Source organism: Blastococcus sp. CT_GayMR20 (assembly GCF_004570345.1).
This window is the reverse complement of the sequence record NZ_SPQM01000078.1, coordinates 1-22,692: the sequence shown is the minus strand read 5'-3', so window position 1 is coordinate 22,692 and position 22,692 is coordinate 1. Positions and strand designations below refer to the sequence as shown.

General features: G+C 73.7%; 22 protein-coding genes and 2 pseudogenes. 12 read left to right on the top strand and 12 right to left on the bottom strand.

The window, feature by feature from the left end; genetic code table 11:
• A pseudogene (locus tag E4P40_RS17120) lies at positions 1 to 672 on the bottom strand (hypothetical protein); the annotation flags it as partial.
• A 56-nt stretch (positions 673 to 728) separates the two neighbouring features.
• On the bottom strand, positions 729 to 1,223 hold the full coding sequence (locus E4P40_RS17115; protein ID WP_135159710.1) for an Lrp/AsnC family transcriptional regulator: 495 nt from the start codon (positions 1,221 to 1,223) through the stop codon (positions 729 to 731).
• 215 nt (positions 1,224 to 1,438) lie between these two features.
• Here E4P40_RS17115 and pdhA (E4P40_RS17110) point away from each other — a divergent pair, with 215 nt between their 5' ends.
• The 6 genes from pdhA (E4P40_RS17110) to E4P40_RS17085 all read left to right on the top strand — a co-directional run bounded on the left by pdhA (E4P40_RS17110) (position 1,439) and on the right by E4P40_RS17085 (position 7,181).
• Positions 1,439 to 2,578 carry a pyruvate dehydrogenase (acetyl-transferring) E1 component subunit alpha gene (gene pdhA, locus E4P40_RS17110; RefSeq protein WP_135159711.1) on the top strand — a complete coding sequence of 380 codons (1,140 nt, stop codon included), beginning with the start codon at positions 1,439 to 1,441 and terminating at the stop codon, positions 2,576 to 2,578.
• The gene (locus E4P40_RS17105) at positions 2,578 to 3,558 is read left to right on the top strand and encodes an alpha-ketoacid dehydrogenase subunit beta (protein WP_135159712.1); all 981 of its coding nucleotides are present in this window, start codon (positions 2,578 to 2,580) and stop codon (positions 3,556 to 3,558) included. Before pdhA (E4P40_RS17110) ends, E4P40_RS17105 begins: the two co-directional genes overlap by 1 nt.
• A gap of 3 nt (positions 3,559 to 3,561) precedes the next feature.
• Positions 3,562 to 5,040 (top strand): dihydrolipoamide acetyltransferase family protein, encoded by a 1,479-nt coding sequence (locus tag E4P40_RS17100; protein WP_135159713.1) that lies wholly within the window; start codon positions 3,562 to 3,564, stop codon positions 5,038 to 5,040.
• A 26-nt stretch (positions 5,041 to 5,066) separates the two neighbouring features.
• Positions 5,067 to 5,444 carry a hypothetical protein gene (locus E4P40_RS17095; protein ID WP_135159714.1) on the top strand — a complete coding sequence of 126 codons (378 nt, stop codon included), beginning with the start codon at positions 5,067 to 5,069 and terminating at the stop codon, positions 5,442 to 5,444.
• Positions 5,441 to 6,604, top strand: a complete 1,164-nt coding sequence (locus tag E4P40_RS17090; protein WP_135159715.1) for an AGE family epimerase/isomerase — start codon at positions 5,441 to 5,443, stop codon at positions 6,602 to 6,604. Before E4P40_RS17095 ends, E4P40_RS17090 begins: the two co-directional genes overlap by 4 nt.
• A gap of 109 nt (positions 6,605 to 6,713) precedes the next feature.
• On the top strand, positions 6,714 to 7,181 hold the full coding sequence (locus E4P40_RS17085) for an SRPBCC family protein (protein WP_135159716.1): 468 nt from the start codon (positions 6,714 to 6,716) through the stop codon (positions 7,179 to 7,181).
• 48 nt (positions 7,182 to 7,229) lie between these two features.
• Here E4P40_RS17085 and E4P40_RS17080 read toward each other — a convergent pair whose 3' ends face one another.
• The 4 genes from E4P40_RS17080 to E4P40_RS17065 are packed head-to-tail and all read right to left on the bottom strand — an operon-like array spanning position 7,230 to position 11,400.
• Positions 7,230 to 7,490 (bottom strand): HPr family phosphocarrier protein, encoded by a 261-nt coding sequence (locus E4P40_RS17080; protein ID WP_135159717.1) that lies wholly within the window; start codon positions 7,488 to 7,490, stop codon positions 7,230 to 7,232.
• A gap of 46 nt (positions 7,491 to 7,536) precedes the next feature.
• Positions 7,537 to 9,675 (bottom strand): fructose-specific PTS transporter subunit EIIC, encoded by a 2,139-nt coding sequence (locus E4P40_RS17075; RefSeq protein WP_135159718.1) that lies wholly within the window; start codon positions 9,673 to 9,675, stop codon positions 7,537 to 7,539.
• A gap of 16 nt (positions 9,676 to 9,691) precedes the next feature.
• Positions 9,692 to 10,708 (bottom strand): 1-phosphofructokinase family hexose kinase, encoded by a 1,017-nt coding sequence (locus E4P40_RS17070; RefSeq protein ID WP_135159719.1) that lies wholly within the window; start codon positions 10,706 to 10,708, stop codon positions 9,692 to 9,694.
• Positions 10,705 to 11,400, bottom strand: a complete 696-nt coding sequence (locus E4P40_RS17065; RefSeq protein ID WP_245160397.1) for a DeoR/GlpR family DNA-binding transcription regulator — start codon at positions 11,398 to 11,400, stop codon at positions 10,705 to 10,707. Before E4P40_RS17065 ends, E4P40_RS17070 begins: the two co-directional genes overlap by 4 nt.
• Here E4P40_RS17065 and E4P40_RS17060 point away from each other — a divergent pair.
• The 4 genes from E4P40_RS17060 to E4P40_RS17045 are packed head-to-tail and all read left to right on the top strand — an operon-like array spanning position 11,314 to position 15,463.
• A complete protein-coding gene (locus E4P40_RS17060) occupies positions 11,314 to 11,988 on the top strand; it encodes a D-beta-D-heptose 1-phosphate adenosyltransferase (RefSeq protein WP_245160396.1) in 675 nt (224 codons plus the stop codon). The genes E4P40_RS17065 and E4P40_RS17060 overlap by 87 nt on opposite strands.
• The gene (locus tag E4P40_RS17055) at positions 11,985 to 13,001 is read left to right on the top strand and encodes a 1-phosphofructokinase family hexose kinase (RefSeq protein ID WP_135159719.1); all 1,017 of its coding nucleotides are present in this window, start codon (positions 11,985 to 11,987) and stop codon (positions 12,999 to 13,001) included. The genes E4P40_RS17060 and E4P40_RS17055 overlap by 4 nt, the downstream gene beginning before the upstream one ends.
• A gap of 16 nt (positions 13,002 to 13,017) precedes the next feature.
• Positions 13,018 to 15,156, top strand: coding sequence for a fructose-specific PTS transporter subunit EIIC (locus E4P40_RS17050; protein ID WP_135159718.1), 2,139 nt, complete (start codon positions 13,018 to 13,020; stop codon positions 15,154 to 15,156).
• Positions 15,157 to 15,202: 46 nt separating this feature from the next.
• Entirely contained in the window at positions 15,203 to 15,463 is a 261-nt protein-coding gene (locus tag E4P40_RS17045) for an HPr family phosphocarrier protein (protein ID WP_135159717.1), read from the top strand.
• 48 nt (positions 15,464 to 15,511) lie between these two features.
• On the opposite strand, the gene E4P40_RS17040 is transcribed toward E4P40_RS17045, so the two are convergent.
• The 6 genes from E4P40_RS17040 to pdhA (E4P40_RS17015) form a co-directional block, all read right to left on the bottom strand.
• Positions 15,512 to 15,979 carry an SRPBCC family protein gene (locus E4P40_RS17040; protein ID WP_135159716.1) on the bottom strand — a complete coding sequence of 156 codons (468 nt, stop codon included), beginning with the start codon at positions 15,977 to 15,979 and terminating at the stop codon, positions 15,512 to 15,514.
• A gap of 109 nt (positions 15,980 to 16,088) precedes the next feature.
• Positions 16,089 to 17,252, bottom strand: coding sequence for an AGE family epimerase/isomerase (locus E4P40_RS17035; protein ID WP_135159715.1), 1,164 nt, complete (start codon positions 17,250 to 17,252; stop codon positions 16,089 to 16,091).
• Complete coding sequence (locus E4P40_RS17030) at positions 17,249 to 17,626, bottom strand: hypothetical protein (protein ID WP_135159714.1); 378 nt, start codon at positions 17,624 to 17,626, stop codon at positions 17,249 to 17,251. The genes E4P40_RS17035 and E4P40_RS17030 overlap by 4 nt, the downstream gene beginning before the upstream one ends.
• A 26-nt stretch (positions 17,627 to 17,652) precedes the next feature.
• On the bottom strand, positions 17,653 to 19,131 hold the full coding sequence (locus tag E4P40_RS17025) for a dihydrolipoamide acetyltransferase family protein (RefSeq protein WP_135159713.1): 1,479 nt from the start codon (positions 19,129 to 19,131) through the stop codon (positions 17,653 to 17,655).
• A 3-nt stretch (positions 19,132 to 19,134) separates the two neighbouring features.
• On the bottom strand, positions 19,135 to 20,115 hold the full coding sequence (locus tag E4P40_RS17020; RefSeq protein ID WP_135159712.1) for an alpha-ketoacid dehydrogenase subunit beta: 981 nt from the start codon (positions 20,113 to 20,115) through the stop codon (positions 19,135 to 19,137).
• Positions 20,115 to 21,254 carry a pyruvate dehydrogenase (acetyl-transferring) E1 component subunit alpha gene (gene pdhA / locus E4P40_RS17015; RefSeq protein ID WP_135159711.1) on the bottom strand — a complete coding sequence of 380 codons (1,140 nt, stop codon included), beginning with the start codon at positions 21,252 to 21,254 and terminating at the stop codon, positions 20,115 to 20,117. Before pdhA (E4P40_RS17015) ends, E4P40_RS17020 begins: the two co-directional genes overlap by 1 nt.
• A 215-nt stretch (positions 21,255 to 21,469) precedes the next feature.
• Between pdhA (E4P40_RS17015) and E4P40_RS17010 the strand changes: the two genes are divergently transcribed.
• Together E4P40_RS17010 and E4P40_RS17005 are read left to right on the top strand one after the other, a co-directional pair.
• The gene (locus E4P40_RS17010) at positions 21,470 to 21,964 is read left to right on the top strand and encodes an Lrp/AsnC family transcriptional regulator (RefSeq protein ID WP_135159710.1); all 495 of its coding nucleotides are present in this window, start codon (positions 21,470 to 21,472) and stop codon (positions 21,962 to 21,964) included.
• A gap of 56 nt (positions 21,965 to 22,020) precedes the next feature.
• Positions 22,021 to 22,692, top strand: a pseudogene (locus tag E4P40_RS17005) (hypothetical protein); the annotation flags it as partial.

Genomic DNA, 22,692 nt, shown 5'->3' with positions numbered 1-22,692 from the left:
GGCCGTGATCAGCCGGTCGGCGGCCGCGGCGGCGTCGATGCGGGCGACCGCCCGCCGCAGGCAGGCCCGCAGCGCCGCCACGGTCTGCCGGCCGGCGCGGGGCAGCACCGCCGCCTCCACCTGCGCCCGCTTCTCCGGCGTGGACACAGGGCCGGCGAGTTCGACCATCGCCCGCGCGTGCGCCGGGGAGAGGGCGCCGGCATCCAGGGCGGCGAGGGTGCCCAGCAGGCCCTCGACGAGGGTGACCGCCTCGACCAGCAGCAGGCAGGCGGCCCGCCCGGAGATGCGGAGGGTGGCCGCGGCCTCGTCCACGGCCCACTCGCTGACCTCGGTCAGCGCCGCCGGGCGGGCGGCGACCGACGACGCCGACGCCGCGCCCTGCTCGCCGGGCGCGCGGTCGAACATGGCCGCCGGGCGGCTTCGGGCGAACGCTGCCAGTGACCGCGCCCGGGATGCGTACGCGCGAGCGGCGGCCATGTCCGCGGCGACCGCGGCATCGAGGTGGGCGGCGCCGGAGGTCAGCAGCCGGGCCCGGGAGTCGAGGAAGCGCTGCTGCTCGTCGGTGACGAAGTCGGCCGGTTCGGGGAGCTCCTCCCCGAACTCCGTCTCCAGGCAGGCGATGACGAAGGCGTCGTACTCCGCCTCCGTCAGCTCCACCACCTCGTCGAACATGTGTTCGATTGTATCGGAGAAAGGAGGGCCTGACCAGCGGAAAAGCGAGACTTTCGCTAGTCGCGGCCGACGTCCGGAGCGGGGTCGCCGGCCGCGCGTTCCAGCAGTGGGGCGACCCGGTGGTCGACGAACCGGCGCAGGGCCAGGGCCGTGTCGATCCGCTGGACGCCCGGGATGGCCAGCATCAGCTCGGCGATCCGCCAGAGGTCGTCGGCGTCCCGGGCGACGACCTGCACCAGCAGGTCGGCCACGCCCGACAAGCCGGTCACCTCGAGCACCTCGGGGATGTCGGCCAGCCCGTGGCTCACCTCGGCGAGGCTGCGCTGCACGACCTGCACCGTCACGTACGCGCCGAGCGGGTAGCCGAGCGCCTCGGGGCGGACGCGGCGGTCCAGCGGTGCCAGGACGCCGTTGGTCTCCAGTCGGCTCAGCCGCGCCTGCACCGTGTTGCGCGCGAGGCCGAGTCGCTGGGACAGGGCCATGACGCTCGCGCGCGGGTCCTCGCCCAGGGCGAGGAGCAGCCGGGCGTCGGTGGCGTCGACCTCGGGCACGTTGGTCAGTCTGACATGCGCGGACGTCCTACTACCGACTCTTCTGCGCACTCAGTTCGAGGGATCTTGCGCAGATCGGTCAGTGAGTGGTGTTGTTCATGACCGCGGGTGTCGTGTCAGGATGTGTGAACGGCGCCACACCCCGGTGCCGATACGTCCACCACCGCAGGGCGCCGGTCACCCCGGCAGTCGCGGGAGACGGCGAGGAGAGTTCCGTGAGCGTGCTGCACCAGGCCACCGAGGTGGTCGATCCCGTACCCGGGGCGGGGGCCCCGCACCTGCCGCAGCAGCCCGACCTGGTCCAGCTGCTCACCCCCGAGGGCGAGCGGGTCGAGCACCCGGACTACTCCCTCGACATCAGCGACGAGGAGCTGCGCGGCCTGTACCGCGACCTCGCCCTCGTGCGTCGCTGGGACGTCGAGGCCACCGCCCTGCAGCGCCAGGGCGAGCTCGGGATCTGGGCCTCGCTGCTGGGCCAGGAGGCCGCCCAGGTCGGCGCCGGCCGCGCGATGCAGCCCGACGACATGGCGTTCCCCACTTACCGCGAGCACGGCGTCGCCTGGACCCGCGGTGTCGACCCGCTGGACGTGATCAGCCTCTTCCGGGGCGTCGACAACGGCGGCTGGGACCCCGTCGCCACCGGCTTCAACCTCTACACCGTCGTGATCGGCGCCCAGTGCCTGCACGCGACCGGCTACGCCATGGGCGTGCAGCGCGACAGCGCCGAGAGTGCCGTCCTGGCCTTCCTCGGCGACGGTGCGACCAGCCAGGGCGAGGTCAACGAGGCGATGATCTTCGCGGCCAGCTTCTCCGCCCCGGTCGTCTTCTTCTGCCAGAACAACCAGTACGCGATCAGCGTGCCGCTGGAGCGCCAGACGCGGATCCCGCTGTTCCAGCGTGCGGCCGGCTTCGGCTTCCCCGGCGTCCGCGTCGACGGCAACGACGTCCTCGCCGTCCTCGCCGTCACCCGGGCGGCCCTCCAGGCCGCCCGCGACGGCCAGGGCCCCACCTTCATCGAGGCGTTCACCTACCGGATGGGCGCGCACACCACCTCCGACGACCCCACCCGCTACCGGCTGGCCAGCGAACTGGAGGAGTGGAAGCTGCGCGACCCGATCGCCCGGCTCAAGGCCTACCTCTCGCGCAGCGGCATCGCCGACGCCGCGTTCTTCGACTCGGTCGACGCGGAGGAGACCGAGCTCGCCGCCCGGATCCGCACCGGCACGGTGGAGATGGCCGATCCGCCGGCGACCAGCATGTTCGACAACGTCTACGCCGAGCAGACCCCGACCCTGGCCGCCCAGCGCGCCGAGTTCGTCGCCTACCAGGCCGGCTTCGAGGGAGGGGACCACTGATGGCCGCGCAGACGCTGACCATCGGCAAGGCCCTGAACCTCGGGCTGCGCAAGGCGATGGAGGACGACGCCAAGGTCGTCCTGATGGGCGAGGACATCGGCAAGCTGGGCGGGGTCTTCCGGATCACCGACGGACTGCAGAAGGACTTCGGCGAGGACCGTGTCGTCGACACCCCGCTCGCGGAGGCCGGCATCGTCGGCACCGCGGTCGGCCTGGCCATGCGCGGCTACCGCCCGGTGTGCGAGATCCAGTTCGACGGGTTCGTCTTCCCCGCCTACAACCAGATCGTCACCCAGGTCGCCAAGATCCACGCCCGATCCCAGGGCAAGCTCCCGATGCCGATCGTCATCCGCATCCCCATGGGCGGCGGCATCGGCGCGGTCGAGCACCACAGCGAGAGCCCCGAGGCCTACTTCGCGCACACCCCCGGGCTCAAGGTGGTCGCCGTCAGCAACCCTGTCGACGCCTACTGGGGGATCCAGCAGGCGATCGCCCACCCCGATCCGATCGTCTTCCTCGAGCCCAAGCGCCGGTACTGGGAGAAGGCCGAGGTGGACACCGCCGCCACGCCCGGCCCGCTGTTCCGCTCGCGGGTCGTCCGCGGTGGGGACGACGTGACGGTCCTCGCCTACGGGCCGATGGTGAAGACGGCGCTGCAGGCCGCCGAGGCAGCCGCCGAGGAGGGGCGCTCGCTGGAGGTCGTCGACCTGCGCACGGTGTCCCCGCTCGACCTCGACCCCGTGTTCGAGTCGGTCCGCCGCACCGGCCGTTGCGTCGTCGTCCACGAGGCGCCCACGACGCTCGGCCTCGGCGCCGAGATAGCCGCCCGCGTCACCGAGACCTGCTTCCACTCGCTCGAGGCGCCGGTCCTGCGCGTCGGCGGCTACGACACCCCCTACCCGCCGTCGAAGCTCGAGGAGGAGTACCTGCCCGACCTGGACCGGGTCCTCGACGCCGTCGACCGCTCGATGGAGTTCTGACCGATGACCAGCGCAACGCTGCGCCAGTTCAAGCTGCCCGATGTCGGTGAGGGCCTCACCGAGGGCGAGATCCTGCAGTGGCTGGTCGCCGTCGGCGACACGGTCACCGTGAACCAGCCGCTCTGCGAGGTCGAGACGGCGAAGGCGGCCGTCGAGCTGCCCTCCCCCTACGCGGGCACCGTCGTCGAGCTGCTGTTCGAGGCCGGCACGATGGTCGACGTCGGCACACCGATCATCACCATCGACACCGGCGGCGGTGCCGCACCCGCCGCGCCGCCCCCGCCGGCCCCTGAGCCGGCCGCGGACGCCGAACCTGCCGCCGGCCTCATCGGCGGCTCCGCGCCGGGCGGCCGCACCGCCGTCCTGGTCGGGTACGGACCGCGGAACACCGAGGCCCACCGCCGTCCCCGGCGTTCCGGCGACGTCGTCGCCGAGCGCGCGACAGCGCCCATGCCCCGCGCCGACCACCCACCGCTGCTGACCACCGCTCCCGACGCCGGCACCAAGCCGGTCCGGCACGGCGGCCTCGAGGTGGGCCGCCAGGCGGAGGCCCACGCCCTGCACGGCGACGCCGCAACCGCTACGGCCGCCCCCGCCCGTCCAGCAGCCCACGGCCGGGGCCGGCTGCGCCCACTGGCCAAGCCTCCCGTCCGGAAGTACGCCAAGGACCTCGGCGTCGACCTGACCACCGTGACCGGCAGCGGGGCCGGCGGCGTGATCACTCGCGCGGACGTCGACGCGGCGGTGACCACGACGGCGCCCGTCCCGGCTGCGCCCGTCATCGGAGGCGAGCAGCGGATCCCGATCAAGGGCGTCCGCAAGCACACCGCCGCCGCGATGGTGGCCAGCGCCTTCACCGCCCCGCACGTCACGGAGTTCCTGACCGTCGACGTCACCCGGATGATGAAGCTGCGCCAGCGGCTCGTCCTCCGTCCCGAGCTGGCGGACGTGAAGGTCAGCCCGCTGCTGTTCGTGGCGAAGGCGCTGCTGCTCGCGGCGCGCCGGCATCCCATGGTCAACAGCTCGTGGGACGAGGCCGCCCAGGAGATCGTGGTCAAGGACTACGTGAACCTCGGCATCGCCGCGGCCACGCCGCGCGGCCTCGTCGTCCCCAACATCAAGGACGCCGGCCGGCTCTCGCTGACCGAGCTCGCCGGGGCGCTGGCCGACCTCACGGCCACGGCCCGCGAGGGGCGGACGGCGCCCGCCGACATGTCCGGGGGCACGATCACGATCACGAACGTCGGGGTGTTCGGCGTCGACACCGGCACGCCGATCCTCAACCCGGGGGAGTCGGCGATCCTCGCCTTCGGCGCGGTCCGCGAGATGCCCTGGGTGCACAAGGGCAAGGTCGTCCCCCGCCAGGTGACCCAGCTCGCGCTGTCCTTCGACCACCGCATCATCGACGGCGAGCTGGGCTCCCGGTTCCTCGCCGACATCGGCGCCCTCCTGCACGACCCCGGAGCGGCGCTGGCCTTCTGACCTCGGCCCGGCGGCAGGATGTGCCCATGGACCGGCGTCGTGCGTCCCTCGTCCTGCTCCTGGTGTTCGTGCTCTGCACAGGGATCGCGATCGTGATCAGCGGCAGCCGGCCGGGGCTCGAGCAGGGCCTCGCGCCCGCTCTCGTGCAGTTCGTGGGCTACGCCTGCGGGCTGGCCGGCGCCGTCCTGCTCTTCTCCTCGACGACCGAGCCCGAGGTCGGTGCTCCCCGGAGGATCGGGGGTGTGGTGCTGGGAGCGCTCGTGGTGCTCGTGCTGCTGGACCTGCTCGGCGCCGACGGCACGAACATCGGGGCCGGTTTCGTCCGCCTGGTCCTCCTGGTGGTGATCATGGTGGCGACCATCCGGCTCGCGCTGGGGGTCGCGGCCGCCGGGCGACCCCGATGACCGATCTCGACCGGCTGCTCGACTTCGCCGAGCGCTCGCGGCTGCCCGAGGGCGGCTTCGGCTACCTCGGCGACGACGGCCGGCTCCTGCCCGGCCGCCCGGTCGAGACCTGGATCGTCGCGCGGATGACGCACGTGTTCGGTCTCGCGACGCTGCTGGGCCGGCCGGGTGCGGACGACCTGACCCGGCACGGGGTCCTCGCACTCACCGAGGGCCCGCTGCGGGACGCCGAGCACGGCGGCTGGCGGTCGAGCACGGACGACGACACGAAGGCCGCCTACGTGCACGCGTTCGCGATGCTCGCCGGCTCGACCGCCGCCACGGCCGGGGTGGACGGCGGCGCCGCGCTGCTCGACGAGGCCGTCGCCGTCTGGCAGGCCCGCTTCTGGGACGACGACGCAGGACTCGCCGTCGAGGAGTGGGACCGCAGCTGGACGACGTGCGCGGACTACCGCGGGATCAACGCCAACATGCACGGCGTCGAGGCCTCCCTCGCAGCGGCCGACGCCCTGGCAGGGACGGAGCGGTCGGCGCGACTGCGGACGCAGGCGCTGCGTACGACCGAGCGGGCGTACGCCTGGGCGAGGGAGCGGGACTGGCGGCTGCCCGAGCACTTCAGTGCGGAGTGGGAGCCGCTGACCGAGTACAACCGCGACCGCCCGGCCGACCCGTTCCGGCCGTTCGGCGTCACCGTCGGGCACCAGTTCGAGTGGGCCCGCCTGGCCCTGCACCTCCGGGCGACGGCTGCCGACCCGCCGGAGTGGCTGCTCGCCGACGCCATCGCGCTGTTCGACGCCGCCGCGGCGCGCGGCTGGGCGGCCGACGGCCACGACGGCTTCCCGTACACGCTCGACTGGGAGGACCGGCCGGTCGTCCCCGCCCGCATGCACTGGGTGCTGTGCGAGGCGGTCGCGGCGGCCACGGTGCTGGCCGCAGTCACCGGCGAGCAGCGGTTCCGCGACCTCGCGGAACGGTGGCGGGACCACGGCGAGGCGGCGTTCCTGGATCCGACGACGGGCAACTGGCGCCACGAGCTGACGCCCACCGGGGACGTGGGCACCGGGACATGGATCGGGCAGCCCGACGCCTACCACCTGGTCCAGATGCTGCTCCTCTACCGCCGTCGGGTGCGCGGCAGCGTCGCCGCCGCGCTGCGCTGAGCACCTGACCGGCGGCTGTCTGACACGTCACGGAGCTGCTCGTTCGGGTGTCCGACGGCGGCGCCCGGGGTAGGGCGACCGTCAACACCATCGAGAACGAGGAGGTTCCATGGCCAGCGTGCAGGAAGCCGTCGACGTCGACGTCCCGATCCGCGTCGCCTATGACCAGTGGACGCAGTTCGAGTCCTTCCCCCAGTTCATGGGCGGCGTCGAGAGCATCACGCAGCTCGACGACAAGCGCCTCCACTGGGTCACCAACATCGACGGCGTGAAGCGTGAGTTCGACGCCGAGATCACCGAGCAGCACCCGGAGGAGCGCATCGCCTGGGCGAGCACCAGCGGTGAGACCAAGCACGCCGGGGTCGTGACCTTCCACCGGCTGGACGACGCGAAGACCCGCGTCATGATCCAGATCGACTGGGAGCCCGAGGGGCTCGTCGAGAAGGCCGGCGCCGCGCTGGGCTTCGACGATCGGCAGGTCAAGGCCGACGCCAAGAAGTTCAAGGAGTTCATCGAGAGCCGCGGCACCGAGACCGGCGCCTGGCGCGGGGACGTCCCCCGGCCCGACCAGCAGTAGGACGGCGGCGCCCGTCCCCGAACCGGGGGCGGGCGCCGTCGTCGTTCGCTACTCCGCGTCGAGGTCCTGGGACACCAGGTCGGCGATCTGGTCCAGCACCGTCTGGTCGTCGCTGCTGACGACGACCTCGGCCCCCTGCTTGGCGCCCAGGGTCATGATCATCAGTGGTGATCCCGCGTCGATCGGCATGCCGCCGGGGGTGGCCAGGGTGACCGGCACGCCGGCCTTCCCGACGGCTTCGGCGATCAGCGCGGCCGGACGGGCGTGCAGTCCGACCCGGGATCCGACGGTGACGGTCTGACTGGGCATCGATCCTCTTCCTCGCTGCAGCGGACGGTGGGAGTGAGCTTGCCGGTCAGGCGCTCGCGGCGCGCGCCGGGACGTGCACCGGGGCGTGCGCGTGCTCGAGGTCGACGGCGTCCTCGGGGGCGTCCTCGGCGTCCGTCCGGCCGATGCTCTTGGCGACCGTGACAGCCAGGGCTCCGACGACCGTGCCGACGACCAGCGCCACCACGAACATCAGGACGCCCTGCATCGCGAAGAACACGAAGATGCCGCCGTGCGGGGCGCGCAGCTCGACGCCGCTGGCAGCCACGATCGCGCCGGTGGTCGCCCCGCCGAGCATCATCGAGGGGATGACCCGCAGCGGATCCGCCGCGGCGAACGGGATCGCGCCCTCGGAGATGAAGGAGAGCCCCAGCAGCCAGGCCGCCTTGCCGTTGTCCCGCTCGGCCGGCGTGTAGAGCTTCGGCCGGATGGCCGTGCTCAGCGCCATGGCCAGCGGCGGCACCATGCCCGCCGCCATGACCGTGGCCATGATGATCAGCGGGGCGCCGGTCGCGGCGGCGGTGAGCCCGGTGGTCGCGAAGACGTAGGCCGCCTTGTTGATCGGGCCGCCGAGGTCGAAGCACATCATCAGTCCGAGGATGATGCCGAGCAGGACCGCGGACGTGCCGGTCAGGCCGTTGAGCCAGTTGCCCAGGCCGGTGAGCGCGGCGGCGAGCGGACGGCCGAGGAAGACGACCATGATGCCGCTGGAGATCAGGGTCGCCAGCAGCGGGATGATCACGACCGGCTGCAGACCGCGGACGCCCACCGGCAGCTTCCACCGGCTGATCCAGAGCGCCGCGAAACCGGCGATGATGCCGCCGACGAGACCGCCGATGAACCCGGCGCCCACCGTGACGGAGACGGCACCGACGACGAAGCCGGGGACGATGCCGGGGCGGTCGGCGATCGCGAACGCGATGTAGCCCGCCAGCGCCGGCACCAGGAAGCCGAACGCCGCCTGGCCGAGGACGGTGCAGACCGCGCCGAGGTAGCCGAGGAAGCCGTCGTTGAGGCCCTCGACGCCCGGGGCGCTCGGGAGGTCGAAGAACGAGTTGTTGAGCACCCAGCTGAGGGCGTAGCTCTGTCGCTCGACGTCGGGATTGGGGTTCACGATCTGGTATCCGCCGAACAGGAAGCCCAGCGCGATGAGCAGACCGCCGGCCGCGACGAACGGGATCATGTAGCTGACCCCGGTGAGCAGCCAGCGGCGCACCTCGGACGCACCGCGCCCGGCGCCACCCCCGCTCGATGCGGCAGGGGCCGCCCCCGCGGCACCGCCGGCGACACGGCGGGCGTTCGGGTCGTCCGCCGCCGCGAGCGCCTCGCGGATCATCACGTCCGGTTCGTTGATCGCCCGCTTCGTCCCGCTCTGGACCAGCGGCTTGCCGGCGAACCGGTCCTGGTCCCGCACGCCGACGTCCACGGCGAAGATGACCGCGTCGGCGGCCCGGATCAGGCTCGGGTCCAGGGGCGTGGACCCCGAGGAACCTTGCGTCTCGACGTGGATGTCGACGCCCGCGGCCTCGCCCGCGGCGGTGAGCTTGTCCGCCGCCATGTACGTGTGCGCGATGCCGGTGGGGCACGCGCTGACCACCACGACGCTCTTCCGGGCGGCAGCGGCCGCAGGGGCGGCGGCGGCCGCAGCGGCGGTCGGGGGTGCGCCGGCAGCGGTCGCGCCGGTGGCCGCGGCGGCGGGGACAGCGGCGGCCGGCGCGGGGGAGACGACTTCCTCCACCAGGGCGACGATCTCCTCGGCCGACGTCGCCGAGCGCAGCGTCGCAACGAAGTCCGGCCGCACGAGTGCCCGGGCCAGCGCGGTGAGCAGGGTGAGGTGGTCGGCGTCGCCCTCGGCGGGCGCGGCGATCAGGAACACCAGGTCGGCGGGGCCGTCCGGGGCGCCGAAGTCCACCTTCGGATCGAGCCGGGCGAAGGCGAGGGAGGCCTCCGTGACGGCCGCCGAGCGGCAGTGCGGGATCGCCAGCCCGCCCGGCAGGCCGGTTGCGGCCTGCGCCTCCCGCGCCATGGCGTCGCCGTGCAGGCCCTCGCCGCTCGTGGCGCGGCCGGCGGCGGCGACCAGGTCCGCCAGCCGGCGGACGACGGCGCTCTTGTCGGCGCCCAGGTCGGCGTCGAGGGCGACCAGGTCGGTGGTGATCAGTGCGGGCATGAACCTCTCCCGGAGGTCAGTGGATCTCCCGGCCGGCGGCCGGGAGGGGGGCGGTGCTGGAACTGGTGCTGCCGGAGAGCCCGGCGGTGACCCGTACGGCGGAGCCGTCCACCTGGGCCGGGGTGGGGACGGCGGATCCGGGGAGCGACGCACTGGCCGCTCCGTACGCGACGGCGTTGCGCAGCCGCTCGGCCGGCGGCGCACCGGCCAGGTCGGCGAGCAGGTAGCCGGCGAGGCTGCAGTCGCCCGCACCCACGGTGCTGCGGACGGCGATGCGCGGCGGGAGGGCCGACCACAGCCCCCCGTCGGCGGTCGACAGGACCGCCCCGTCGCCGCCGAGCGTCAGGAGGACCTCCGCCACGCCGCGGTCGTGCAGCGTGCGCACGGCCGCGAGGGTTGCCGCAGGGTCGCGCAGCACGTCGTCCTCGGAGATCCCGGCCAGCTGGGCCAGCTCCTCGGCGTTCGGCTTGAGCAGGTCGGGCGCGGCGCCGGGACCCGCGGCGAGCAGGGCCAGCAGCGGCGCCTCGCTGGTGTCCACGGCCACCCGCGCGCCGGTGTCGCGGAGGGAGGCGACGAGGTGGGCGTACCAGTCCACCGGGGTCGCGGGCGGCAGGGAACCGGAGAGGACCACCCAGCGGGCGCCCGCGGCGTGTCCGTGCAGGACGCCGGTCAGCGCCGCCCGGGTCGCGTCGGAGAGGACGGCGCCCGGCTCGTTGAGCTTGGTCGTCGTGCCGGCCGGGTCGACCAGCGTGTAGTTGGTGCGGACCGGCGCCTGTACCGGCACGGTCGCCAGCTCCAGGCCCAGGGAGCGCAGCGACGTCGCGATCGGGTCGGACGCGGCGGCCGGCAGGACCGAGACGACGTCGCCGCCCGCCGCGGCGATCGCCCGGGCGACGTTGACGCCCTTGCCGCCGGGCTCCGTGCTGCTGCCGGCGAGGCGCACGATGCCGCCCTCGGTCAGCGGGCCGGGGAGATCCAGGGTGCGGTCCAGGCTCGGGTTCGCCGTCAGGGTCACGACGCGCGAGCCGGTCATGCGAGCACCACGTCGATGCCCGCCTTCTCGAGCTCGGCGACCACGCCGGGGTCGGCCTCGGCGTCGGTGACCAGCACGTCGACGTCCTCCGGCGCCGCGAAGCGGACGAGGTGCTCGCGGTCGAGCTTGCTGCTGTCGGCCAGAACGACCACCCGCTGCCCGGCGCGCACCATGGCCCGCTTCACCGACGCCTCGGCGTCGTCGGGTGTCGTGAAGCCGTGCGTGGGGCTGATGCCGTTGGCGCCGAGGAAGGCGACGTCCACCCGGAGCTCGGACAGGGCCCGGACCGTCGTCTCGCCGACCGCACACTGGGTGACCCCGCGGACCCGGCCGCCGAGCACGTGCAGGGTGACCCCCGGGGCGGCGGACAACCGCGCAGCGATGGGCACCGAGGAGGTGACCGCCAGCAGCCGGCGCTCGGCCGGGAGCAGCTCGGCGAGCGCGGCGGTCGTCGTCCCGCCGTCGAGCACGATGCTGCCCTCGGCGCCGGGGAGCAGGTCGAGGGCGGCGGCGGCGATCGCCTTCTTGGCCTCGCTCCGCCGGCCGTGGCGTTCGCCGAGCCCGGGCTCAACGAGGGTGAGAGCCCCGCTCGGCACGGCCCCGCCGTGCACCCGGCGCAGCATCCCGGCCCGCTCAAGGACGGCCAGGTCGCGGCGGACCGTCTCGGTGGTGACGCCGAACTCCTCGGCCACCGCGGTGACGGCGACCCGGCCGCGCTCGGCGAACGCCACGGCCGGCGGAGCGAGGCCAAGAAGGCGATCGCCGCCGCCGCCCTCGACCTGCTCCCCGGCGCCGAGGGCAGCATCGTGCTCGACGGCGGGACGACGACCGCCGCGCTCGCCGAGCTGCTCCCGGCCGAGCGCCGGCTGCTGGCGGTCACCTCCTCGGTGCCCATCGCTGCGCGGTTGTCCGCCGCCCCGGGGGTCACCCTGCACGTGCTCGGCGGCCGGGTCCGCGGGGTCACCCAGTGTGCGGTCGGCGAGACGACGGTCCGGGCCCTGTCCGAGCTCCGGGTGGACGTCGCCTTCCTCGGCGCCAACGGCATCAGCCCCACGCACGGCTTCACGACACCCGACGACGCCGAGGCGTCGGTGAAGCGGGCCATGGTGCGCGCCGGGCAGCGGGTGGTCGTTCTGGCCGACAGCAGCAAGCTCGACCGCGAGCACCTCGTCCGCTTCGCGGCGCCGGAGGACGTCGACGTGCTGGTCACCGACGCCGAGGCCGACCCCGGCGTGGTCGCCGAGCTCGAGAAGGCGGGCATCGACGTGGTGCTCGCATGACCGGCTCGCGCGTCGTGACCCTGACGGCGAACCCGAGCCTGGACCGCACCCTGGATCTCCCCGGCCCGCTGACCGAGGGCGGCATCGTGCGCCTCGCCGGCAGCAGCACGGAGCCCGGCGGCAAGGGCGTCAACGTCGCCCGGGCGATCGCCGCGGCGGGCGGCGACGTCGTCTCGGTCCTGCCGGCCGCCGCGTCCGACCCGATCGCGACGTCGCTGCGCTCCCTGGGCCTGGAGCTGGCGACCGTGCCGGTACAGGCGCCGGTCCGCACCAACTACACGCTGGTCGACCCGGCCGGCACGACGACCAAGCTCAACGAGCCGGGCGCCGTCCTCTCCGACGCGACCCGGGCGGCGCTGACCGGCGTCCTGCACGGACACGCCGCGGGCGCCCGCTGGGTGGTCCTCTCCGGTTCCCTGCCGCCCGCGACCCCGGTGGACTGGTACGCCCACCTCGTCGCCTCCCTCCGCGACACCGGCGCGCGGGTGGCCGTGGACACCAGCGAGGCGCCGCTGCTGGCCCTGCTCGCCGCGGGTCCCGGCGCCGCGCCCGACCTGCTCAAGCCGAACGCCGAGGAGCTGGCCCAGCTGGCCGGGATCTCCGAGGACGACGTGCTGCGCGACCCTGCGGCAACCCTCGCGGCCGTGCGCACGCTGCACGACCGCGGCGTGGCGGAGGTCCTCCTGACGCTCGGCGGCGACGGGGCGGTCCTGTCGACCGCCGACGGGGGGCTGTGGTCGGCCCTCCCGCCGCGCATCGCCGTCCGCAGCACCGTGGGTGCGGGCGACTGCAGCCTCGCCGGCTACCTGCTCGCCGACCTGGCCGGTGCGCCGCCGGCCGAGCGGCTGCGCAACGCCGTCGCGTACGGAGCGGCCAGTGCGTCGCTCCCCGGATCCGCCGTCCCCACCCCGGCCCAGGTGGACGGCTCCGCCGTACGGGTCACCGCCGGGCTCTCCGGCAGCACCAGTTCCAGCACCGCCCCCCTCCCGGCCGCCGGCCGGGAGATCCACTGACCTCCGGGAGAGGTTCATGCCCGCACTGATCACCACCGACCTGGTCGCCCTCGACGCCGACCTGGGCGCCGACAAGAGCGCCGTCGTCCGCCGGCTGGCGGACCTGGTCGCCGCCGCCGGCCGCGCCACGAGCGGCGAGGGCCTGCACGGCGACGCCATGGCGCGGGAGGCGCAGGCCGCAACCGGCCTGCCGGGCGGGCTGGCGATCCCGCACTGCCGCTCGGCGGCCGTCACGGAGGCCTCCCTCGCCTTCGCCCGGCTCGATCCGAAGGTGGACTTCGGCGCCCCGGACGGCCCCGCCGACCTGGTGTTCCTGATCGCCGCGCCCGCCGAGGGCGACGCCGACCACCTCACCCTGCTCACCGCGCTGGCCCGGGCACTCGTGCGGCCGGACTTCGTTGCGACGCTGCGCTCGGCGACGTCGGCCGAGGAGATCGTCGCCCTGGTGGAGGAAGTCGTCTCCCCCGCGCCGGCCGCCGCTGTCCCCGCCGCCGCGGCCACCGGCGCGACCGCTGCCGGCGCACCCCCGACCGCCGCTGCGGCCGCCGCCGCCCCTGCGGCCGCTGCCGCCCGGAAGAGCGTCGTGGTGGTCAGCGCGTGCCCCACCGGCATCGCGCACACGTACATGGCGGCGGACAAGCTCACCGCCGCGGGCGAGGCCGCGGGCGTCGACATCCACGTCGAGACGCAAGGTTCCTCGGGGTCCACGCCCCTGGACCCGAGCCTGATCCGGGCCGCCGACGCGGTCATCTTCGCCGTGGACGTCGGCGTGCGGGACCAGGACCGGTTCGCCGGCAAGCCGCTGGTCCAGAGCGGGACGAAGCGGGCGATCAACGAACCGGACGTGATGATCCGCGAGGCGCTCGCGGCGGCGGACGACCCGAACGCCCGCCGTGTCGCCGGCGGTGCCGCGGGGGCGGCCCCTGCCGCATCGAGCGGGGGTGGCGCCGGGCGCGGTGCGTCCGAGGTGCGCCGCTGGCTGCTCACCGGGGTCAGCTACATGATCCCGTTCGTCGCGGCCGGCGGTCTGCTCATCGCGCTGGGCTTCCTGTTCGGCGGATACCAGATCGTGAACCCCAATCCCGACGTCGAGCGACAGAGCTACGCCCTCAGCTGGGTGCTCAACAACTCGTTCTTCGACCTCCCGAGCGCCCCGGGCGTCGAGGGCCTCAACGACGGCTTCCTCGGCTACCTCGGCGCGGTCTGCACCGTCCTCGGCCAGGCGGCGTTCGGCTTCCTGGTGCCGGCGCTGGCGGGCTACATCGCGTTCGCGATCGCCGACCGCCCCGGCATCGTCCCCGGCTTCGTCGTCGGTGCCGTCTCCGTCACGGTGGGCGCCGGGTTCATCGGCGGTCTCGTCGGCGGCATCATCGCCGGTTTCGCGGCGCTCTGGATCAGCCGGTGGAAGCTGCCGGTGGGCGTCCGCGGTCTGCAGCCGGTCGTGATCATCCCGCTGCTGGCGACCCTGATCTCCAGCGGCATCATGGTCGTCTTCCTCGGCCGTCCGCTCGCCGCCGCGCTCACCGGCCTGGGCAACTGGCTCAACGGCCTGACCGGCACGTCCGCGGTCCTGCTCGGCATCATCCTCGGACTGATGATGTGCTTCGACCTCGGCGGCCCGATCAACAAGGCGGCCTACGTCTTCGCGACCACCGGGCTCACCGCCGCCGCGACCGGCGCCCCGCTGATCATCATGGCCACGGTCATGGCGGCGGGCATGGTGCCGCCGCTGGCCATGGCGCTGAGCACGGCCATCCGGCCGAAGCTCTACACGCCGGCCGAGCGGGACAACGGCAAGGCGGCCTGGCTGCTGGGGCTCTCCTTCATCTCCGAGGGCGCGATCCCGTTCGCCGCGGCGGATCCGCTGCGGGTCATCCCCTCGATGATGCTCGGCGGGGCGACCACCGGCGCGATCGTGGCTGCCAGCGGCGTCGAGCTGCGCGCCCCGCACGGCGGCATCTTCGTGTTCTTCGCGATGCAGGGCGTCCTGATGTTCGTGGTGGCGCTGGTCGTCGGCACGGTCGTCGGAGCCCTGGCTGTCACGGTCGCCAAGAGCATCGGCCGGACGGACGCCGAGGACGCCCCCGAGGACGCCGTCGACCTCGAGCACGCGCACGCCCCGGTGCACGTCCCGGCGCGCGCCGCGAGCGCCTGACCGGCAAGCTCACTCCCACCGTCCGCTGCAGCGAGGAAGAGGATCGATGCCCAGTCAGACCGTCACCGTCGGATCCCGGGTCGGACTGCACGCCCGTCCGGCCGCGCTGATCGCCGAAGCCGTCGGGAAGGCCGGCGTGCCGGTCACCCTGGCCACCCCCGGCGGCATGCCGATCGACGCGGGATCACCACTGATGATCATGACCCTGGGCGCCAAGCAGGGGGCCGAGGTCGTCGTCAGCAGCGACGACCAGACGGTGCTGGACCAGATCGCCGACCTGGTGTCCCAGGACCTCGACGCGGAGTAGCGAACGACGACGGCGCCCGCCCCCGGTTCGGGGACGGGCGCCGCCGTCCTACTGCTGGTCGGGCCGGGGGACGTCCCCGCGCCAGGCGCCGGTCTCGGTGCCGCGGCTCTCGATGAACTCCTTGAACTTCTTGGCGTCGGCCTTGACCTGCCGATCGTCGAAGCCCAGCGCGGCGCCGGCCTTCTCGACGAGCCCCTCGGGCTCCCAGTCGATCTGGATCATGACGCGGGTCTTCGCGTCGTCCAGCCGGTGGAAGGTCACGACCCCGGCGTGCTTGGTCTCACCGCTGGTGCTCGCCCAGGCGATGCGCTCCTCCGGGTGCTGCTCGGTGATCTCGGCGTCGAACTCACGCTTCACGCCGTCGATGTTGGTGACCCAGTGGAGGCGCTTGTCGTCGAGCTGCGTGATGCTCTCGACGCCGCCCATGAACTGGGGGAAGGACTCGAACTGCGTCCACTGGTCATAGGCGACGCGGATCGGGACGTCGACGTCGACGGCTTCCTGCACGCTGGCCATGGAACCTCCTCGTTCTCGATGGTGTTGACGGTCGCCCTACCCCGGGCGCCGCCGTCGGACACCCGAACGAGCAGCTCCGTGACGTGTCAGACAGCCGCCGGTCAGGTGCTCAGCGCAGCGCGGCGGCGACGCTGCCGCGCACCCGACGGCGGTAGAGGAGCAGCATCTGGACCAGGTGGTAGGCGTCGGGCTGCCCGATCCATGTCCCGGTGCCCACGTCCCCGGTGGGCGTCAGCTCGTGGCGCCAGTTGCCCGTCGTCGGATCCAGGAACGCCGCCTCGCCGTGGTCCCGCCACCGTTCCGCGAGGTCGCGGAACCGCTGCTCGCCGGTGACTGCGGCCAGCACCGTGGCCGCCGCGACCGCCTCGCACAGCACCCAGTGCATGCGGGCGGGGACGACCGGCCGGTCCTCCCAGTCGAGCGTGTACGGGAAGCCGTCGTGGCCGTCGGCCGCCCAGCCGCGCGCCGCGGCGGCGTCGAACAGCGCGATGGCGTCGGCGAGCAGCCACTCCGGCGGGTCGGCAGCCGTCGCCCGGAGGTGCAGGGCCAGGCGGGCCCACTCGAACTGGTGCCCGACGGTGACGCCGAACGGCCGGAACGGGTCGGCCGGGCGGTCGCGGTTGTACTCGGTCAGCGGCTCCCACTCCGCACTGAAGTGCTCGGGCAGCCGCCAGTCCCGCTCCCTCGCCCAGGCGTACGCCCGCTCGGTCGTACGCAGCGCCTGCGTCCGCAGTCGCGCCGACCGCTCCGTCCCTGCCAGGGCGTCGGCCGCTGCGAGGGAGGCCTCGACGCCGTGCATGTTGGCGTTGATCCCGCGGTAGTCCGCGCACGTCGTCCAGCTGCGGTCCCACTCCTCGACGGCGAGTCCTGCGTCGTCGTCCCAGAAGCGGGCCTGCCAGACGGCGACGGCCTCGTCGAGCAGCGCGGCGCCGCCGTCCACCCCGGCCGTGGCGGCGGTCGAGCCGGCGAGCATCGCGAACGCGTGCACGTAGGCGGCCTTCGTGTCGTCGTCCGTGCTCGACCGCCAGCCGCCGTGCTCGGCGTCCCGCAGCGGGCCCTCGGTGAGTGCGAGGACCCCGTGCCGGGTCAGGTCGTCCGCACCCGGCCGGCCCAGCAGCGTCGCGAGACCGAACACGTGCGTCATCCGCGCGACGATCCAGGTCTCGACCGGGCGGCCGGGCAGGAGCCGGCCGTCGTCGCCGAGGTAGCCGAAGCCGCCCTCGGGCAGCCGCGAGCGCTCGGCGAAGTCGAGCAGCCGGTCGAGATCGGTCATCGGGGTCGCCCGGCGGCCGCGACCCCCAGCGCGAGCCGGATGGTCGCCACCATGATCACCACCAGGAGGACCAGGCGGACGAAACCGGCCCCGATGTTCGTGCCGTCGGCGCCGAGCAGGTCCAGCAGCACGAGCACCACGAGCGCTCCCAGCACCACACCCCCGATCCTCCGGGGAGCACCGACCTCGGGCTCGGTCGTCGAGGAGAAGAGCAGGACGGCGCCGGCCAGCCCGCAGGCGTAGCCCACGAACTGCACGAGAGCGGGCGCGAGGCCCTGCTCGAGCCCCGGCCGGCTGCCGCTGATCACGATCGCGATCCCTGTGCAGAGCACGAACACCAGGAGCAGGACGAGGGACGCACGACGCCGGTCCATGGGCACATCCTGCCGCCGGGCCGAGGTCAGAAGGCCAGCGCCGCTCCGGGGTCGTGCAGGAGGGCGCCGATGTCGGCGAGGAACCGGGAGCCCAGCTCGCCGTCGATGATGCGGTGGTCGAAGGACAGCGCGAGCTGGGTCACCTGGCGGGGGACGACCTTGCCCTTGTGCACCCAGGGCATCTCGCGGACCGCGCCGAAGGCGAGGATCGCCGACTCCCCCGGGTTGAGGATCGGCGTGCCGGTGTCGACGCCGAACACCCCGACGTTCGTGATCGTGATCGTGCCCCCGGACATGTCGGCGGGCGCCGTCCGCCCCTCGCGGGCCGTGGCCGTGAGGTCGGCCAGCGCCCCGGCGAGCTCGGTCAGCGAGAGCCGGCCGGCGTCCTTGATGTTGGGGACGACGAGGCCGCGCGGCGTGGCCGCGGCGATGCCGAGGTTCACGTAGTCCTTGACCACGATCTCCTGGGCGGCCTCGTCCCACGAGCTGTTGACCATGGGATGCCGGCGCGCCGCGAGCAGCAGCGCCTTCGCCACGAACAGCAGCGGGCTGACCTTCACGTCCGCCAGCTCGGGACGGAGGACGAGCCGCTGGCGCAGCTTCATCATCCGGGTGACGTCGACGGTCAGGAACTCCGTGACGTGCGGGGCGGTGAAGGCGCTGGCCACCATCGCGGCGGCGGTGTGCTTGCGGACGCCCTTGATCGGGATCCGCTGCTCGCCTCCGATGACGGGCGCAGCCGGGACGGGCGCCGTCGTGGTCACCGCCGCGTCGACGTCCGCGCGAGTGATCACGCCGCCGGCCCCGCTGCCGGTCACGGTGGTCAGGTCGACGCCGAGGTCCTTGGCGTACTTCCGGACGGGAGGCTTGGCCAGTGGGCGCAGCCGGCCCCGGCCGTGGGCTGCTGGACGGGCGGGGGCGGCCGTAGCGGTTGCGGCGTCGCCGTGCAGGGCGTGGGCCTCCGCCTGGCGGCCCACCTCGAGGCCGCCGTGCCGGACCGGCTTGGTGCCGGCGTCGGGAGCGGTGGTCAGCAGCGGTGGGTGGTCGGCGCGGGGCATGGGCGCTGTCGCGCGCTCGGCGACGACGTCGCCGGAACGCCGGGGACGGCGGTGGGCCTCGGTGTTCCGCGGTCCGTACCCGACCAGGACGGCGGTGCGGCCGCCCGGCGCGGAGCCGCCGATGAGGCCGGCGGCAGGTTCGGCGTCCGCGGCCGGCTCAGGGGCCGGCGGGGGCGGCGCGGCGGGTGCGGCACCGCCGCCGGTGTCGATGGTGATGATCGGTGTGCCGACGTCGACCATCGTGCCGGCCTCGAACAGCAGCTCGACGACGGTGCCCGCGTAGGGGGAGGGCAGCTCGACGGCCGCCTTCGCCGTCTCGACCTCGCAGAGCGGCTGGTTCACGGTGACCGTGTCGCCGACGGCGACCAGCCACTGCAGGATCTCGCCCTCGGTGAGGCCCTCACCGACATCGGGCAGCTTGAACTGGCGCAGCGTTGCGCTGGTCATCGGTCAGAACTCCATCGAGCGGTCGACGGCGTCGAGGACCCGGTCCAGGTCGGGCAGGTACTCCTCCTCGAGCTTCGACGGCGGGTAGGGGGTGTCGTAGCCGCCGACGCGCAGGACCGGCGCCTCGAGCGAGTGGAAGCAGGTCTCGGTGACGCGGGCGGCTATCTCGGCGCCGAGGCCGAGCGTCGTGGGCGCCTCGTGGACGACGACGCAACGGCCGGTGCGGCGGACCGACTCGAACACGGGGTCGAGGTCGAGCGGGGACACCGTGCGCAGGTCGACGACCTCCAGCGAGCGCCCCTCCTCGGCGGCTGCCTCGGCGGCCTGCAGCGCCGTCTTCACCATCGGCCCGTAGGCGAGGACCGTCACGTCGTCCCCACCGCGGACGACCCGCGAGCGGAACAGCGGGCCGGGCGTGGCGGCGGTGTCCACCTCGGCCTTCTCCCAGTACCGGCGCTTGGGCTCGAGGAAGACGATCGGATCGGGGTGGGCGATCGCCTGCTGGATCCCCCAGTAGGCGTCGACAGGGTTGCTGACGGCGACCACCTTGAGCCCGGGGGTGTGCGCGAAGTAGGCCTCGGGGCTCTCGCTGTGGTGCTCGACCGCGCCGATGCCGCCGCCCATGGGGATGCGGATGACGATCGGCATCGGGAGCTTGCCCTGGGATCGGGCGTGGATCTTGGCGACCTGGGTGACGATCTGGTTGTAGGCGGGGAAGACGAACCCGTCGAACTGGATCTCGCACACCGGGCGGTAGCCGCGCATGGCCAGGCCGACCGCGGTGCCGACGATGCCGGCCTCCGCGAGCGGGGTGTCGACGACACGGTCCTCGCCGAAGTCCTTCTGCAGTCCGTCGGTGATCCGGAAGACCCCGCCCAGCTTGCCGATGTCCTCGCCCATCAGGACGACCTTGGCGTCGTCCTCCATCGCCTTGCGCAGCCCGAGGTTCAGGGCCTTGCCGATGGTCAGCGTCTGCGCGGCCATCAGTGGTCCCCTCCCTCGAAGCCGGCCTGGTAGGCGACGAACTCGGCGCGCTGGGCGGCCAGGGTCGGGGTCTGCTCGGCGTAGACGTTGTCGAACATGCTGGTCGCCGGCGGATCGGCCATCTCCACCGTGCCGGTGCGGATCCGGGCGGCGAGCTCGGTCTCCTCCGCGTCGACCGAGTCGAAGAACGCGGCGTCGGCGATGCCGCTGCGCGAGAGGTAGGCCTTGAGCCGGGCGATCGGGTCGCGCAGCTTCCACTCCTCCAGTTCGCTGGCCAGCCGGTAGCGGGTGGGGTCGTCGGAGGTGGTGTGCGCGCCCATCCGGTAGGTGAACGCCTCGATGAAGGTGGGGCCCTGGCCGTCGCGGGCGGCCTGGAGGGCCGCCCGGGTGACGGCGAGGACGGCGAGGACGTCGTTGCCGTCGACGCGGACGCCGGGGAAGCCGAAGCCGGCCGCACGCTGGAACAGCGGGATCCGCGTCTGGCGCTCCAGCGGCACGCTGATCGCGTACTGGTTGTTCTGGCAGAAGAAGACGACCGGGGCGGAGAAGCTGGCCGCGAAGATCATCGCCTCGTTGACCTCGCCCTGGCTGGTCGCACCGTCGCCGAGGAAGGCCAGGACGGCACTCTCGGCGCTGTCGCGCTGCACGCCCATGGCGTAGCCGGTCGCGTGCAGGCACTGGGCGCCGATCACGACGGTGTAGAGGTTGAAGCCGGTGGCGACGGGGTCCCAGCCGCCGTTGTCGACGCCCCGGAAGAGGCTGATCACGTCCAGCGGGTCGACACCGCGGGTCCAGGCGACGCCGTGCTCGCGGTAAGTGGGGAACGCCATGTCGTCGGGCTGCATCGCGCGGCCGGCGCCGACCTGGGCGGCCTCCTGGCCCAGCAGCGAGGCCCAGATCCCGAGCTCGCCCTGGCGCTGCAGGGCGGTGGCCTCGACGTCCCAGCGACGCACGAGGGCGAGGTCGCGGTACAGGCCGCGCAGCTCCTCGTCGCTGATGTCGAGGGAGTAGTCCGGGTGCTCGACCCGCTCGCCCTCGGGGGTGAGCAGCTGGACCAGGTCGGGCTGCTGCGGCAGGTGCGGGGCCCCCGCCCCGGGTACGGGATCGACCACCTCGGTGGCCTGGTGCAGCACGCTCACGGAACTCTCCTCGCCGTCTCCCGCGACTGCCGGGGTGACCGGCGCCCTGCGGTGGTGGACGTATCGGCACCGGGGTGTGGCGCCGTTCACACATCCTGACACGACACCCGCGGTCATGAACAACACCACTCACTGACCGATCTGCGCAAGATCCCTCGAACTGAGTGCGCAGAAGAGTCGGTAGTAGGACGTCCGCGCATGTCAGACTGACCAACGTGCCCGAGGTCGACGCCACCGACGCCCGGCTGCTCCTCGCCCTGGGCGAGGACCCGCGCGCGAGCGTCATGGCCCTGTCCCAGCGACTCGGCCTCGCGCGCAACACGGTGCAGGCGCGGCTGAGCCGACTGGAGACCAACGGCGTCCTGGCACCGCTGGACCGCCGCGTCCGCCCCGAGGCGCTCGGCTACCCGCTCGGCGCGTACGTGACGGTGCAGGTCGTGCAGCGCAGCCTCGCCGAGGTGAGCCACGGGCTGGCCGACATCCCCGAGGTGCTCGAGGTGACCGGCTTGTCGGGCGTGGCCGACCTGCTGGTGCAGGTCGTCGCCCGGGACGCCGACGACCTCTGGCGGATCGCCGAGCTGATGCTGGCCATCCCGGGCGTCCAGCGGATCGACACGGCCCTGGCCCTGCGCCGGTTCGTCGACCACCGGGTCGCCCCACTGCTGGAACGCGCGGCCGGCGACCCCGCTCCGGACGTCGGCCGCGACTAGCGAAAGTCTCGCTTTTCCGCTGGTCAGGCCCTCCTTTCTCCGATACAATCGAACACATGTTCGACGAGGTGGTGGAGCTGACGGAGGCGGAGTACGACGCCTTCGTCATCGCCTGCCTGGAGACGGAGTTCGGGGAGGAGCTCCCCGAACCGGCCGACTTCGTCACCGACGAGCAGCAGCGCTTCCTCGACTCCCGGGCCCGGCTGCTGACCTCCGGCGCCGCCCACCTCGATGCCGCGGTCGCCGCGGACATGGCCGCCGCTCGCGCGTACGCATCCCGGGCGCGGTCACTGGCAGCGTTCGCCCGAAGCCGCCCGGCGGCCATGTTCGACCGCGCGCCCGGCGAGCAGGGCGCGGCGTCGGCGTCGTCGGTCGCCGCCCGCCCGGCGGCGCTGACCGAGGTCAGCGAGTGGGCCGTGGACGAGGCCGCGGCCACCCTCCGCATCTCCGGGCGGGCCGCCTGCCTGCTGCTGGTCGAGGCGGTCACCCTCGTCGAGGGCCTGCTGGGCACCCTCGCCGCCCTGGATGCCGGCGCCCTCTCCCCGGCGCACGCGCGGGCGATGGTCGAACTCGCCGGCCCTGTGTCCACGCCGGAGAAGCGGGCGCAGGTGGAGGCGGCGGTGCTGCCCCGCGCCGGCCGGCAGACCGTGGCGGCGCTGCGGGCCTGCCTGCGGCGGGCGGTCGCCCGCATCGACGCCGCCGCGGCCGCCGACCGGCTGATCACGGCC